This is a genomic window from Niastella soli (genome assembly GCF_017742245.1).
Taxonomy (GTDB): Bacteria; Bacteroidota; Bacteroidia; order Chitinophagales; family Chitinophagaceae; genus Niastella; species Niastella soli.
In genome coordinates, this window is the sequence record NZ_JAGHKO010000004.1 from 58,273 (window position 1) to 73,139 (window position 14,867).

Here is a 14,867-nt window from a genome sequence, read left to right on the forward strand (position 1 = left end):
GCGAATTACATGACAAAACAGTATCTATACGGTCTATTATTTTTTGTAACGGTCATTGTATTGGGTAGTTGCTATAAGGATAAGGGCAACTATGATTATACCGACACCGATGAGGTAGTGTTAAAGACCATCCGCGATACATTTAACGTGGTATTGCCCGATTCATTAAAAATAAACCTCACCATTGAAGAAAGCATGGCCAATGCGGCTGATCTCAGTTTCCAGTGGGTATTGTATCCAACTGCCACGCCACTTACCCGCCGCACCCTCGACACTACACAAAACCTGAAAGCATTTATCACCGAACTGCCAGGTTCATATTATTTGACCGTATATGCCAAAGACCGCAAAACAGGATTGGAATACCAGAAACGAGTTTATGTTTCTGTAATCAGTCCCTATAGCGAAGGCTGGTTGGTGGTGGAGGAAAAAAACGGGGCTTGTGACATCTCCATGATCAGTCCGATCGATACCATTTTCAGGAACATCTATTCAACTCAAAACAATGGCGAGCTCCTACCGGCAGGTACCAATCGCATTCCTGAAATAAGGACCTATAGTACCGATCAAAGGGTTTTTATCATTTCGCCTGCTGACATGATCCAGGTAAATTATTCCAATTTCGCAAAGATCATGGATTTCCCTGAATTCTTCTGGGAAACGCCTGCGGTTGTAAAACCCCAGGAATATTTTGCTAACAGCTATGATGAAATGATGCTCAATAACGGTAAAATACACAGCAGAAGCCTGAATGTACCGCCCAACAGCGTCAACAAACTGAACCTGCCCCCGGAAGGAAAGTATTATATTGCGCCCTACGAAATATATACCGGTTCAGGTTATGAAGTGTATGATACCATTGGTCAAAAATTCTATATGCTGAATACAGCATCGGGCAATTTAACGCCAATTACAATAACAGGCACCCCAATTTTTAACATGAACAATATTGGCAAAAAACTGTTATATACCGAAGTAAATACCAGCGGTGGCCAATGCAACGCCTTCTTCAAAAACAACAATGACGATTCGCTGTTTGCCTTTGTGTATAATTATTCTTCTTCACAGACTACTACGAAAGAACGGTACGATGGTTTGAATGCCCCCGGATTAAAAGATGCCCGTTTGTTTGTTGGCTCCCGCTTGTTGCAACTTTTGTATTATGCATCCGGTAATAGCATTTACAAACTGGATATTCCGGCAAAAACTGCTGCGCCCATATACACTTTTCCTGCGGGCACAGAAATAAGGGCTATGAAAATGTACCGCAACCTGAAAAACAGCAAAGATCCCAATCACAACAACCTGATTGCCGTTGCTACCCATGAAAACGGACAGGGTAAAGTATATTATTTCCCCCTTGCAACTACCGGTAATTTCACCAACAATACCTACAGTAAAGTATTTACCGGTTTTAATAAGATCAACGAAATAACTTTTAAAAGTCAAAAATAAATAAATGCTGAACCTGTTTGCCTGCTTTGTTCGCCATAACTTCAGCGCCGGCGCATTATGCGCCATAGCTTCAGCGGCGACTCATGTGACCCCTAATTTCCGGCAACGCAAACAGGTTCAGCATTAAGTAACCCATGAAAAAATTAGTATTAGCTACAGCTATCAGCCTCGCTTTGCATATAGTCCATGCACAGGAAACCACCTGGAACCATGTACCTTCCTGGTCAGCGATGTTACAAAAAGCAAAAGCCGAAAAAAAGCCCATTGTTATAGATTGTTATTTTACCGGTTGCCATCCCTGTGCACAAATGGATAAGGAAGTGTTTCCCAACAGTCTCCTGAGCAAAGAAGTGGCCGATAATTTCATCGGCGTGAAAATAGATGTGTTCTCTGAAAAGATGGGCGACTCTATCACCCGGAAATATGCGATCAGCGGATTTCCTACCTTCCTGGTCCTTGATCAAAATGGCAACCTCGTATCTATGTTTGGTGGTTATAAAGATGCCGGTCAGTTTTTAACAGAACTGCAAACGGCTAAACAAAAGATCTCAGCCAAACAATTGCTCACTGGCATTTCCGCATCTTATAATGATATATACCCTGATTTTTATAAACAATACTACGACCGGCAAAGCAGGAACACAGATGTTACAGCCGCCAACAACTGGATCAGAGCGCAACATGATTGGACAGCAGAACCCGTGGCCATGGCGATATTCCGCACGGGAAAACTGGATGCAGACATCGAAACATATTTCCTGAAGAACTATGACCGCTACAGATCATTATACGGCACTTTACTGGTACAAAATAAAGCCACCGGTTTGTTAACAGCTCAATTGAACAAAAAGCTCAACAAGACCCGCGACGATGCCGCGTTTAACCAGTTCCTGAACGAAAATAAAAAAGCGTTCCCTGCAGATGACTGGGCGGTTATTGAGCATGTACTGGCATTCAACTACTTCACCAATTTTGCTAAAGACAATGTAGCCCTGCTTCAGTTCATGAATGAACATCCGGTGATCTATATGAATTATTATGGCGCCTTTTGCAATAACCTGCTGGCAAAAAAAGAAGTAACAGTCGCCAATGCACAACTGTTAAAGGGCTGGGCCGACAAAGCCATGAATGAAGAAACCGCATTTGAATTGTTGACTACTACCGCCTATGTGCTGAGATCTGCAGGCGACCTGGATGGATTTAAAAAATATGTATCCCTGGCAATTGCCAAAGCAAAAAAATACAATGTGCCCGCTGATAAATATGAAAAAATGCTTTCAGCCAGTTAAGAGCTCTGGCAGATCATACCAAAGAAAAACCCCATCGAAAATGGGGTTTTTGGGTTTAATAATTTGCACTTAAAAGAGTGTGTATGTGCTTTTTTCACAGGGATTGGACAAGCTCATAAGATATCGGACAAAACGGGGCCATCTTAAGACTGTCTGATTTTACACCAGATCTATTCAAATATAATAAGTAATTAAAATAAAAGAAAAGGTTTTATAAGGTTTGTTTGAAGTTAATGAAAAAATATACGAAGTATATAAACTTTAAATGTTTTCATTACAATTGATTAAATACGATTTTTCCCAAATGTGAACCGGATAAATTATTTTCAACATCTGTTTAGCTTTAATTTAGCACCTCTTATTAAAGGGGCAGCCGTCAAACGTTAATTGTCCTGTTAACATTTACCTGCTCCAGAAAATGTTCATCATGCGAAACAATTAACAAAGTTCCTTTATATGTATTAATGGCAGCGGTTAATATCTCAATATTTTGAATATCCAGGTTATTGGTCGGCTCATCCAGCATAATAATATCTGGCGCCTGCTGGCCAATGGTAAGACAGCATAACATCAACCGCATGCGTTCGCCACCGCTTAATGCAGCTCCTTTTTTATCCCAATCATCTTTTGAGAATAAGAACCTGTTCAATCGGATCTTGATCTCATGTTCCTGTAAACCAGTTTTATTGAATTGCAGGGCTTGTTCATACACCGTTTGCTGATTAGATATCAGCGAGTAGTCCTGGTCTATATAAACATTGCGGTTGTCGGCGCGGTATACAAAGCCAATGGTTGGTTCCAGTTCACCCAGTATAATTTTGATAAGGGTGGTTTTACCGGAACCGTTCAACCCTTTAAGCGCGATCCGTTCACCACTGTTTATTTGCAGATCGAGGTCCGCTTTCCACAGGCGTTGTTTATCATATTCCTGATTGATGCCGGTTGCAGAAAACAGCATCTTTCCCTGGTGTAAGGTGGTATTATCAAAACCCAGTTGCATCTTGTCTATATCAGGCAATTCATTGCGCAGGGCCTGCAACTCTTCAGAAATGCCGCTGATCTTTTCACCGTGTGCCCCTTTGATCTTTGCCGTACTGTTCTCTGCGCTGTTCCGCAGCGTATTCATCATAATACGGGCAACACCTGCTTTTTCCTGTTTGCGTTTACCACGGGCATCCAGTTTCTGCTGCCGCTCCATGGTTTCCCGTTCTTTTTCCTTTGCCTTACGCAAGGCTTTTTCCTTGCTGTGAATGTCCTGGCTTAAGGCATTATTTTCTATCAGTTTTTGTTCTGCATAAAAATCATAATTGCCGCCATACATGGTCAGACCGCGTTTACTCAATTCGCCAATAGCAGGCAACCCATTCAACAGTTTTCTGTCATGACTCACTACTACCAATGCACAGGAGGTGGTAGTTATAAATTCATACAACAAGTCTCTACCGGCAGTATCCAAATGATTGCTTGGCTCATCCAATAAAACCAATTGCGGTTGATGTATATGGATGCCTGCCAGGAAAACTTTTGTTTTCTGTCCACCACTTAAAGAAGCCATAGGTTGAGTAAGTAGTAATTCATTCAACTGCCAGTATTGTAATGCTTCCTGGCATCTCTCCTCGATGGTCCAGTCGTCGTTCAGCTGGGCAAGGTACTGTTCCGTTACATTTCCCGCCAGGATCTCTTGCAGGGCAAGTAATTTAGTGTCTATCCGCAATGCCTGGGCTACAGTCAAATGATTGTATTGCCCGAATAATTGTGGGATATAATAGGGCGTGGTATCAAGTATAAGCTGTCCTTCATGCGGTGTTAACTCACCGGCAATGATCTTTAATAAAGTAGATTTACCGGTCCCGTTATTGCCTACCAATGCGATCTTGTCCCGGCTGTTAACAGTCAGATAAATAGCTTCAAACAACAATTCTTTGTTGGGATGTATATATGAGAGGTTCTGCAGAAATAGCATAATTTCTTTCTTCAATGGTTACAAATTAAACAGTGCCCGCGTCGGGTGCTGTTCTATGCCGGTCCTGAAAGAAATTATCTACTACATTAAATCCTTATAAATGAAGAAGGCTGCAAAGATAGGAAAATTATATTTATGGAGAACAGAAGCCGGCAATCGGCAATCGGCAATCGGCAATCGGCAATCGGCAATCGGCAATCGGCAATCGGCAATTTTAGCCTCGCGTAATCGTGAAACGGGAAAGGTGAAATCCCGACAAATCGGGACAGGCTGTGAAATAAAACCAGGGCATCTCACTGCGTTCGATGTGCCTTCGCTTCGCTCAGGAATACAAACACGTCTATTGAGACTAATAACTATCTTGCGCCGCCCAAAATTCTCTGCCGACTGCTTCGCCCGCCAGCGTAGGAGGGCCGTCTGCCTTTTAAGCGACACGCGTAGCGTGGAGCATCCTCCTGTATTTCACTGCCGACTGTATTTTGTATTTCCCATTGCCTACTGCCCATTGCCTATTGCCTTTTGTATTTCACGTCTGCCTTCAGTTACCGAAGCCTTGGCGTAAGAAACCGTTTGCCGTTTGCCGTCTGCCTTTTAAGCGACACGCGTAGCGTGGAGCATCCTCCTGTATTTCACTGCCGACTGTATTTTGTATTTCCCATTGCCTACTGCCCATTGCCTATTGCCTTTTGTATTTCACGTCTGCCTTCAGTTACCGAAGCCTTGGCGTAAGAAACCGTTTGCCGTTTGCCGTCTGCCTTTTGAGCGACACGCGTAGCGTGGAGCATCCTCCTGTATTTCACTGCCGACTGCCGTCTGCCGATTGCCGAAGTGAGGCCCGAACGTCTTGAACCCTTTCACGTTTCCCGTTTCACGACCTACCCATTGCCTTCCCTAACAACTCATCCACCTCCTCATACCCACAAGGATACGGAACATTGATCGCTAAAGCCCCTGCGGCTAACAAAGCTTTAACAGAATCGGGAGAACGGCGTGCGGTCCAGTAGGAATCCACACAGGCTTTAATAGCCAGGTTCAGCGGCGTTTGTCCGTTCTTATCCGGAACATCAACCGGTGAACCTGCCGCGATGAGCGTTTTAACCACCGCCGGATGACCGAGAAAAGCAGCAACGTGTATGGATAAGCTGTCGGTTGGGATGCCATAATAACCGTCGCCATTGCGGTACGGTTCATTAACGGGAACACCCAGGTCCAACAAATGTTGTACACCGGCCGTATTTCCACAAAGACTAAAACGGGCCAGTAATTCACCACCCATTTCTTTTATTTGGGTTACGAGAGCAGGCGTCTGGGCTGCCAGTTTTTCCACGGCATCGCTATCATCCATTGCGCAGGCGGCTATTAACTTAAATACCCCTTGTTGTTCTATGGCAATTCCGCGGAGCGCAAAAAGCGACAATACATCACCCCGGCCTTCACAGGCGGCCATAGTTACGGCCGTAATGCCATTGCTTGACAAATGAGGGTCGGCACCAGCACTAAGCAACCCTTCAAAGAACGCTAATCCGTTAGCGCGCTTTAACGCATGGTGTAAGGCGTGCCAGCCGCGTTTTCTTTCGCCATTGGCATCGGCACCATGTGCCAGCAGGTATTGCAGCCCCTTCTCATCGTGCCAGTCCAGTTTCCTTATCAGCATCATGGCCAGATTTTCCGAAGTGAGCCTGCCGGTTTCCACCAGCAATTGCATGGCATCGTTCTCACAGGTTTCAGGGGAATGGTATACAGCTTCAATATCGTTGGGTTCAGCGCCCCGGTCTAACAACAATTTGGTAAGGGGGGCATGATGCGCTACGCCGGCGGCGCCATATAACGGCGTTTCAAACTCCGGATAGGGGCCGCTCGTCATAAACCCGGCATTGGGGTCGGCACCGGCATCCAAAAGGGCCGTAGCGGCGTCTATAAAGTCATGGCTCTTCGCTTTATTCAAACGCAGGTATTTGGAAAGACACAGATAGGTGAGCGCGTTACCGCCATAAGGCTCCGATACGGCCGTTGCATTGCCAGCATTGTCCAACAGCCAATCGCGTACCAGCGCCACATTACCTGTAATGGCAGCCGTATGTATATCACAGGTAGCTATTTCAGGGTGGGCGGACAGCATTTGCTCCGCTTCCTCCAGCGAACCATGCCAGGTGGCCGCCTTTATAAAAGCTATACGTCTTTCTTCATTCATATGACACTATTGTATATAGCTAATTTATCGAAAAAAAAGGAAGCTGTATCTTTGCATTATGCAACTCTATATAAAAAACATGGTATGCGACCGTTGTATCCTGGTCATAAAGGAACAACTGGATAAGGCAGGCATAGCCTATAGCAAGGTTAATTTAGGGGAAGTAGCGCTTGATAATGAACCTACGCCCGTACAACTCGACAGCCTGAATGTAGCTTTAACAGCCATTGGATTCGAACTGCTCGACGATAAAAAAGAAAAGCTGGTGGAGAAAGTTAAGAATATCATAATCTCCCTGGTGCACCGGAATGAAGAGGGCAATAACAAAAAACTATCGGCTTTGTTGGAAGAAAAACTGCAACTGGATTATCATTATTTATCCAACCTGTTTTCTTCAACAGAAGGCATTACCATTGAAAAATACGCCATCCGCCAACGGGTAGAACGCGTAAAAGAATTGCTTACCTATAATGAATTAAGTTTAAGTGAGATCGCCGACCAAATGGAATACAGCAGCGTACAGCACCTGTCGCAGCAGTTTAAAAAAGAAACAGGAATGACCCCGTCGCAGTTCAGGGAGTTAAAGGATAAGGCCCGGAAGCCATTGGATAAGGTGTAAAATAGGCAGTAGGCAATAACCTGTCAACTTAAAATTATATACATCTCCCGCACAATCCTATAACAATGGGCTGACCACATAACGAGACCTTTGCATAAAGGATCTCCATATGACACCCATTGAAAAAGACCAGTCTACAATAATAAAAACAGTAAGAAAAACCTTCCCGGTACTGGAAATGACCTGTGCCGCCTGTGCAGTAAGCGTTGAATCAATGCTCAAAGCGGCAGCCGGCGTTATAGATGCCGGGGTGAATTTTGCCAACCAAAGCGCCTGGGTACAATACGATCCGGCCATTGCTACGCCCGCCGCCTTACAACAAACAGTACGCTCCATTGGCTACGACCTCGTAATAGACGAAGCCAACAGCAAACAGATCCAGGAAGCCGCGCAGCTGGACCATTACAACGAATTAAAACAACGCACCATCTGGGCATCGGTATTATCACTGCCCGTAGTGATCATCGGCATGTTCTTTATGAACATGCCTTATGGCAACTATATTTCCATGGTGCTAACCCTGCCGGTCATTGGCTGGTTTGGCCGTTCATTCTTTATAAATGCCTGGAAACAGGCCCGGCATGGAAAAGCCAATATGGATACCCTGGTAGCGTTGAGCACGGGTATTGCTTTTTTATTCAGCGCTTTTAATACGCTGGCGCCTGACTTCTGGCATGCCCGGGGTATCCATCCGCATGTGTACTACGAGGCAGCTTCCGTGATCATCGCCTTTATTTCCCTCGGGAAATTACTGGAAGAAAGAGCGAAACACAATACCTCGACTGCTATAAAAAAACTGATGGGCTTACAACCTAAAACAGTACGCGTAGTGGTAAATGGAAAAGAACAGGAATTACCGGTCGCAAACGTGTTACCCGGCCATCTTATCCTGGTCCGGCCGGGTGAAAAGGTCCCCGTTGATGGCATGGTGACAACTGGTTCTTCTTTTGTTGATGAAAGTATGATCACCGGCGAACCGCTGCCTGTTTCAAAAGAGAAAGACAGCAAAGTATTTGCCGGTACGGTGAACCAGAAAGGCAGCTTTCAATTTATTGCGCAAAAAGTGGGGAACGATACCATGTTGGCCCAAATTATTAAAATGGTCCAGGAGGCCCAGGGCAGTAAAGCACCGGTGCAAAAACTGGTAGATAAAATTGCCGGCATTTTTGTGCCCGTAGTAATAGGCATCTCCATCCTCACTTTTGTGGTTTGGATGATTGCCGGTGGCGACAACGCCTTCACCAATGCGCTGTTAACCTCCGTCACGGTTTTGGTGATCGCCTGCCCCTGTGCATTAGGACTGGCCACACCTACCGCTATTATGGTAGGCATTGGTAAAGGTGCAGAGAACAATATCCTGATCAAGGATGCAGAAAGCCTGGAACTGGCTTATAAAGTAGACACCATCATACTTGATAAAACCGGCACCATAACCGAAGGGAAGCCCGTAGTGGCCCAAATGAACTGGTTGGCCGGCAAAGAGGCTAATGCGGCCTTAAAACAGATCTTATACAGCCTGGAAGTGCAATCTGAGCACCCATTGGCCGAAGCGGTTATCAATGCATTAAAACAGGAAGGCATCCAGACAGGCAGCCTGAACAACTTTGAAAGCATTACCGCCAGGGGTGTTACCGGTTTGGTGGGCGCCACCCGGTACTATGTAGGAAACAAACAACTGATCGATGAGCACCGGTTGAACATTGACAGCACATTATTGCAAGCGGCGGCACTCTGGCAGCAACAGGCCCATACCGTTATTTATTTTGCCGATGCGCAGCAGGTACTGGCCATCATCGCCATTGCCGATAAAATAAAAGCCACTTCAGCCAAAGCCATACAGCAATTACAGCAAAGGGGCATTGAAGTATATATGCTCACCGGTGATAATGAGCAAACAGCAGCGGCCATTGCTGCAGAAGCAGGCATCAAACATTTCTCCGCTGGTATGCTGCCAGCCGGCAAAGCTGAATTTGTAAAAAAATTACAGGCACAAAACAGGGTAGTGGCCATGGTGGGTGATGGCATCAACGATTCACAGGCATTGGCCCAGGCCGATGTAAGCATTGCCATGGGCAGGGGATCAGATATTGCCATGGATGTTGCCACCATGACGCTTATCACATCTGATCTGCAATCGATCCCCAGGGCCTTGTCGCTATCGCGTAAAACGGTACGCACCATCAGACAGAACCTGTTCTGGGCATTTATATACAACCTTATTGGAATACCATTGGCAGCAGGTGTATTGTATGCGTTTAATGGTTTCCTGTTAAACCCTATGATCGCTGGTGCCGCTATGGCATTGAGCTCCGTATCAGTAGTAACAAACAGTTTAAGATTAAAAACAACCAAATTATAAATTCAACAATATGGAAACAGTAAAATTCAAGACAACGATCAAATGCAGCGGCTGTGTAGCCACCGTAACGCCGTATTTAAACGAAGCAGTAGGTGAAAACAACTGGCAGGTTGATACCCAGTCGCCCGACAAAATATTAACAGTAAATACAGCAGATAAAACAAAAGAAAACGAAGTAGTACAGAAATTGCAACAGGCAGGTTATAAAGCGGAAAAGATAAGTTAAAACTAAACTAATGGATGGGTCCATCTTTTTAGAGGGGCTCATCCTCATATAAAACGTGAACCGTGAAAGCAGCTCATGATTTTATACCCCCAACAAGATCGGGAGCGAAGCATGTTCACCGATAAAAGCTATAACTTCATACAGTCATCATTTTTTTGTTGATCGCAAAATGAAATACGCCGTTCCATTCCCTGATAAAACGGTCGATATTAAAGTGCTCCTGCGCAACGGCACGGGCACGTTGTCCCATAGTTTTTGCCATAGGCAGATCATTCAATAATAGTTTCATTCCGGCTATCAGCGCATCCACGTCTGTATTGATAAAAGCTGACTCCCCATTCGTAAGCAGGTTTGCATATTCAGTGGTGGCCAGTGACACTACTGGTATACCCGCCATCATGGCCTCGCATACCGACAACCCAAAACTGTTATGGCGTATAGGATTGAATAAAAACCGGTAACGGGTAGTGAAAGCCGTTAACCGGGGAAACAATACTTCTCCCAGTCCACCATATTGTTCGGTACCCATGCCCGCCAGATCGATAGGCACTTCCGCCCGCACCCGCTCAAAAATATCCCAGCCTGTTATCCGGCCCCGTTCCTTGATATGATTGATCACCACAATCCCTTTCTTCAATGCTCCCGTATAAGTATGGGAAGGCTCTGTAATACCATGTTGAATTATTTTAACTACAGGCACATTATTCTTCCACATTAACTCGTTGTAATGCGTTACATGCACCAGTACAACCCTGGGATCATATAATGGATGCGAAGAATCTACTGCATAGGGCGGGGGTGCATTGTGCTCTAAATAAACAGCCGGCAATTTTCGCTGCTCGGCCGACAGTACCTCATACTGGTCAACACGAAAATTCTTTTCGGATTGAAACAGGATACAATCAAAATCCATAGCCCTTACCTCCGAAACAGGTACTTCTATTACATTATCGCCAAACAGAAATGTTTTACCCCGGCCATAATACCCTTCATTCTTTTTATCATTTACCGGAATATAAATATCAAAATTACCTTGCGAAAGATAGTACAGGTAGCTTCCATGAATATGCCAGGTAAATATTTTCAACCTGTCCGCCTGATGAACAACTGAAGTCATATTTTTAATGATAGTTTTAAACCTATCATATCCAGTAGCATAAAAAGAAGTGCCGCTCTTTCATGGGGAAAAGGAGAAGCGTTTCGTTCGTATGTATGCCCATTCATTAGCGATGCTGTGTGAAAAAATGACCACCTGATTGGGCTTTCTGCATTCATCAGACGAGTACAAGGTAATGGCGCTTGCTTCCTATGGCAAACCGGTGTATCTGGAAAAATTCCGTTCCCTCATTCATCTTAATGGAACGGGTGTTACACCATTGATGATTTCTCACCAGAGGACGCTTTGAACCCTGCCGGCAAAAAAGAAGCCACGTTTGAACAACATTATTTTAATGCGGCCCACTTCTTACAAAAAAGTGCTGGAAGAAACAGTACTGGCATTGGTACATTGAATGCACCAGCAAACCAAACTGGAAAATCTTTGTATGGCAGGTGGCGTTGCGTTGAATTGAGAGAAAAAACAGTGCCAATTATAAGGTGCCCAACGCCATTGTACAACATCCGGTACGCACTGCAACCTGAGGCGTAAACATCAGGGAACAAAAGAAAAGTATGTTCAACGCACTTTTGTATAAAAAGCATGCAAGGTTGTATGAAAAAAGCCAGATGGAGCACATACCTTTATTATATTATCTGATCACCGTTTTTTTACTGCTGTCGATTGTGCTCACTTTTCAAAATACCAACCTGATGTTGTTTGCCATGATTACATGGTTGGTTTTAACGGGCTGGTTGGCCTGGAAAAGATTGCGCAACACTTCCCGAAGCCTTTACCACATAGCTGAAATGATCTGTACTTCAGCCATCATACCAGTATTATCAATTTATTGGGACCTGTACGGTGCCATAAAATTTAAGACTTTATATATATGATACAATTTAATGAGGAACAACCAAAGATAGCCTTGTTCAGGGCATTGCAACTGGGAGATATGCTATGTGCTGTGCCCGCGCTCCGGGCCTTGCGGCATGCATTCCCAAAAGCGGAGATCACATTGATAGGATTGCCCTGGGCGCACTCATTTGTTGATCGGTTTAATAAATACGTCGACCGGCTTATTGTATTCCCTGGCTATCCCGGTCTGCCGGAACAATCATTTTCTCAACCGGAATGGGATGAGTTCATTACCCGTATGCAGAAGGAAGAATTCGACTGCATTTTGCAAATGCAGGGCAATGGCACCATTGTAAATGAGATGTTGCAACAATTACAACCCAAACAACTGGCAGGTTTTCATCGGTACGATTCTCGCATGAATGAAGAAACGTTTGTGGAATATCCAGAGCGGGAGAACGAGATCAACCGGCACCTGTTATTAATGCAACACCTGGGCATTCCAGGTTTTGGCACCCAGCTGGAATTTCCGGTTTCTGAACAGGAAGAGATCGGCTTGCTACAGATAGCGCCTTTTGTGCACCAGGAAAAATATGTAATTGTACATCCGGGATCAAGAGATACCAGCTGGCAATGGCCACCGCTTTATTTTGCAGCGTTAGCCGATTTTTGTGCATCACACGGCTATCGCGTGGTATTAACAGGCACGACTGATGAGACCTATATCACTGACTATTTAGCAGACCTGATGCAACAACCGGTGACCAATCTGGCCGGAAAAACCAGTCTGGGTATGGTAGCAGCATTGATTGAACATGCACAATTACTAATAGCCAATTGCACCGGCGTATCGCAAATTGCTGCAGCTACAAAAACACCCAGTCTTATCATCAGCATGGATGGCGAACCACATCGCTGGGGCCCTTTAAACAGACAGCTGCACCATGTATACGACTGGACACGAAAGAGATCATTTACTGATGTATACCATAAACTGGTTGAAATGCTTAGTCTGAAAGAAAGATCGGTGCATGCTTTATCGAGATTCGGTCCGGTGCAATTAGGAGAACGGGGCTTTATTATTGGATAAAAAAAAAAGACTCCGGATCTACCGGAGTCCTGTAATTTCTCTTCCCTTCGCTGGCATTATCCAGATCAGGTCATTGGGGTCTGTTCTCAGATCTTATACTTCTATTTATTCTCCTTTAATCAGGATATAAACTTTGCTTTACAAAACCACCCCCTTTTGAGAAACTTCAACATTATTACATAAAAACACATGCCAGTTAATATCAGCGAAAGTACATCAACAGTATGTTCATATTGAGGAAATATCTCTGCATCAAAACCCCAGATAATATTTGTGGGGTTTATTTTTTTTATTCAATTCAATGTACCTAGCTTTATTTTACTAACGGCAGCAAAGCACTTTCATTCCGTTTGATTATACACTACTGCGTATTTAAACAATCATTTATTAATTGTCAACATTTTCGTGTAACACTGCAATACTTCAAGGTGTATAACGCTTTGCCATATCCGCTAAACAAATAAACAGATTGCCAATATGCAGTGAGCATTAAAATTGCAAGTAGTAATATTACCAATTATCTAACGTTTAAACACTTTTGTTATGCAAAGAAGAGAACGTCAGGGCAGGCAGGATTACGGCCGCCGGCAAAATGAAGGAAACCGTGGTCGTTACGGATCACAGGGTGACTATGAAGACTATGGACGTCAGCAAGGTCAGGGAAGAATGGGTGGTTATGGACAACAGACGAATTACGGATACCGGGAAGATGAAGGAAGAAGAAGAATGCAAGGTGGTTATGGCCAGCAAGGTGGCAACTGGGGCCAACAGGGTGGACGCCAGGGAGAATATGGACAGCGTGGCAATTACGGCCGTCAGCAGGGAAGCAATTGGGGCCAGCACGAAGGATATGGTGGCATGCAGGGAGGCTTTGGTGGATATGGTAATGAAGGACAATACGGTCAACAAGGCCGGTATGGTGGACAGCAAGGTGGATACGGTGGATATGGTCAGCAAGGCGGATATGGTGGAATGCAGGGCGGATACGGTGGTCAGCAGGGTGGTGGTGGATATGGCCAGCACGAATATGGCGGTATGGGCCGTGAAGAAGGATATGATGAAGATTATGATGAAGACTACAACCGCGGAGGCATGCAGGGCCGATACCAGGAAGAGGATTACGATGAAGATTATGATGAAGATGAAGACGAAAATCGTGGTATGACGGGTATGCAGGGCCACTATGGCGAAGAAGAGGAAGATTATGATGAAGACGAAGAGGAAGATGAAGACGAAGGTGGCCGCCAACAATATATGCAGGGACGTTCACGCCGTGGTTTTGGCAGTATGTCTCATGAACAGAATCGCCAAATGACCGGTATGGGCGGACAACAGGACTACGATGAAAGCAGATGGGGCAGAAGCAGCGGCCGCCAGGGCCAGGGCTTGGACCAGGGTGAATATGGCTCCTCTTCACGCGGCAGTCGTTCTTACGGCCGCTCAGGCAGTAGCAGTTCCGGCACTTCACGCCGCGGCTTTGCCAGCATGCCAAGAGAAGAAGTACGACGTATTGCCAGCAAAGGCGGACACGCTTCACATGGTGGAACAGGACAACAAAGTAGTAACCAGGGGAGAAGCTCCTCTTCACGAAGCCGTTCACAAAGCGGTTCAAGCGGAAGAAAAAGTCGCTCCGGTTCAAACCGCAGCAAAAGCAGTTCCAGATAAACTTTATTTGATTTATAGGACGGGTTATCCCGAGGGATAGAGTGCAGGTCGCTCTA

The 14,867-nt window shown here is 45.0% G+C and carries 11 protein-coding genes; 8 read left to right on the forward strand and 3 right to left on the reverse strand.

Annotation, left to right across the window (positions count from 1 at the left end):
* Positions 1-9: 9 nt before the first annotated feature.
* Together J7I42_RS15070 and J7I42_RS15075 are read left to right on the forward strand one after the other, a co-directional pair.
* Positions 10-1,455, forward strand: a complete 1,446-nt coding sequence (locus J7I42_RS15070; RefSeq protein WP_209139654.1) for a PKD-like family lipoprotein — start codon at positions 10-12, stop codon at positions 1,453-1,455.
* A gap of 134 nt (positions 1,456-1,589) precedes the next feature.
* Positions 1,590-2,744 carry a thioredoxin family protein gene (locus J7I42_RS15075; RefSeq protein ID WP_209139655.1) on the forward strand — a complete coding sequence of 385 codons (1,155 nt, stop codon included), beginning with the start codon at positions 1,590-1,592 and terminating at the stop codon, positions 2,742-2,744.
* A 376-nt stretch (positions 2,745-3,120) separates the two neighbouring features.
* Here the strand turns inward: J7I42_RS15075 and J7I42_RS15080 are convergent, their stop codons facing one another.
* Both J7I42_RS15080 and J7I42_RS15085 read right to left on the reverse strand, forming a co-directional pair.
* Positions 3,121-4,722 carry an ABC-F family ATP-binding cassette domain-containing protein gene (locus J7I42_RS15080; RefSeq protein ID WP_209139656.1) on the reverse strand — a complete coding sequence of 534 codons (1,602 nt, stop codon included), beginning with the start codon at positions 4,720-4,722 and terminating at the stop codon, positions 3,121-3,123.
* A gap of 853 nt (positions 4,723-5,575) precedes the next feature.
* On the reverse strand, positions 5,576-6,898 hold the full coding sequence (locus J7I42_RS15085; protein ID WP_209139657.1) for an ankyrin repeat domain-containing protein: 1,323 nt from the start codon (positions 6,896-6,898) through the stop codon (positions 5,576-5,578).
* Positions 6,899-6,956: 58 nt separating this feature from the next.
* On the opposite strand from J7I42_RS15085, the gene J7I42_RS15090 reads away from it, so the two are divergent.
* The 3 genes from J7I42_RS15090 (at position 6,957) to J7I42_RS15100 (ending at position 10,102) form a co-directional block, all read left to right on the forward strand.
* On the forward strand, positions 6,957-7,517 hold the full coding sequence (locus J7I42_RS15090; protein ID WP_209139658.1) for a helix-turn-helix domain-containing protein: 561 nt from the start codon (positions 6,957-6,959) through the stop codon (positions 7,515-7,517).
* Between the two features lie 109 nt (positions 7,518-7,626).
* Positions 7,627-9,876: a heavy metal translocating P-type ATPase gene (locus tag J7I42_RS15095; RefSeq protein ID WP_209139659.1), complete on the forward strand. Its 2,250-nt coding sequence runs from the start codon at positions 7,627-7,629 to the stop codon at positions 9,874-9,876.
* A gap of 10 nt (positions 9,877-9,886) precedes the next feature.
* Positions 9,887-10,102 carry a heavy-metal-associated domain-containing protein gene (locus J7I42_RS15100; RefSeq protein ID WP_209139660.1) on the forward strand — a complete coding sequence of 72 codons (216 nt, stop codon included), beginning with the start codon at positions 9,887-9,889 and terminating at the stop codon, positions 10,100-10,102.
* 136 nt (positions 10,103-10,238) lie between these two features.
* On the opposite strand, the gene J7I42_RS15105 is transcribed toward J7I42_RS15100, so the two are convergent.
* A complete protein-coding gene (locus tag J7I42_RS15105; RefSeq protein WP_209139661.1) occupies positions 10,239-11,219 on the reverse strand; it encodes a glycosyltransferase in 981 nt (326 codons plus the stop codon).
* 554 nt (positions 11,220-11,773) lie between these two features.
* On the opposite strand from J7I42_RS15105, the gene J7I42_RS15110 reads away from it, so the two are divergent.
* The 3 genes from J7I42_RS15110 to J7I42_RS15120 all read left to right on the forward strand — a co-directional run bounded on the left by J7I42_RS15110 (position 11,774) and on the right by J7I42_RS15120 (position 14,811).
* Complete coding sequence (locus J7I42_RS15110; RefSeq protein WP_209139662.1) at positions 11,774-12,094, forward strand: hypothetical protein; 321 nt, start codon at positions 11,774-11,776, stop codon at positions 12,092-12,094.
* Positions 12,091-13,146, forward strand: a complete 1,056-nt coding sequence (locus tag J7I42_RS15115) for a glycosyltransferase family 9 protein (RefSeq protein WP_209139663.1) — start codon at positions 12,091-12,093, stop codon at positions 13,144-13,146. The genes J7I42_RS15110 and J7I42_RS15115 overlap by 4 nt, the downstream gene beginning before the upstream one ends.
* A gap of 543 nt (positions 13,147-13,689) precedes the next feature.
* On the forward strand, positions 13,690-14,811 hold the full coding sequence (locus J7I42_RS15120; RefSeq protein WP_209139664.1) for a KGG domain-containing protein: 1,122 nt from the start codon (positions 13,690-13,692) through the stop codon (positions 14,809-14,811).
* The last annotated feature ends 56 nt before the right edge of the window (positions 14,812-14,867 follow it).

Bases quoted from the DNA above. Each gene is read 5' to 3' on its own strand.
- J7I42_RS15075 (WP_209139655.1), top strand. From the start codon at position 1,590: ATGAAAAAATTAGTATTAGCTACAGCTATCAGCCTCGCTTTGCATATA.
- J7I42_RS15120 (WP_209139664.1), top strand. From the start codon at position 13,690: ATGCAAAGAAGAGAACGTCAGGGCAGGCAGGATTACGGCCGCCGGCAA.
- J7I42_RS15090 (WP_209139658.1), top strand. From the start codon at position 6,957: ATGCAACTCTATATAAAAAACATGGTATGCGACCGTTGTATCCTGGTC.
- J7I42_RS15100 (WP_209139660.1), top strand. From the start codon at position 9,887: ATGGAAACAGTAAAATTCAAGACAACGATCAAATGCAGCGGCTGTGTA.
- J7I42_RS15070 (WP_209139654.1), top strand. From the start codon at position 10: ATGACAAAACAGTATCTATACGGTCTATTATTTTTTGTAACGGTCATT.
- J7I42_RS15115 (WP_209139663.1), top strand. From the start codon at position 12,091: ATGATACAATTTAATGAGGAACAACCAAAGATAGCCTTGTTCAGGGCA.
- J7I42_RS15105 (WP_209139661.1), bottom strand. From the start codon at position 11,219: ATGACTTCAGTTGTTCATCAGGCGGACAGGTTGAAAATATTTACCTGG.
- J7I42_RS15095 (WP_209139659.1), top strand. From the start codon at position 7,627: ATGACACCCATTGAAAAAGACCAGTCTACAATAATAAAAACAGTAAGA.
- J7I42_RS15110 (WP_209139662.1), top strand. From the start codon at position 11,774: ATGTTCAACGCACTTTTGTATAAAAAGCATGCAAGGTTGTATGAAAAA.
- J7I42_RS15085 (WP_209139657.1), bottom strand. From the start codon at position 6,898: ATGAATGAAGAAAGACGTATAGCTTTTATAAAGGCGGCCACCTGGCAT.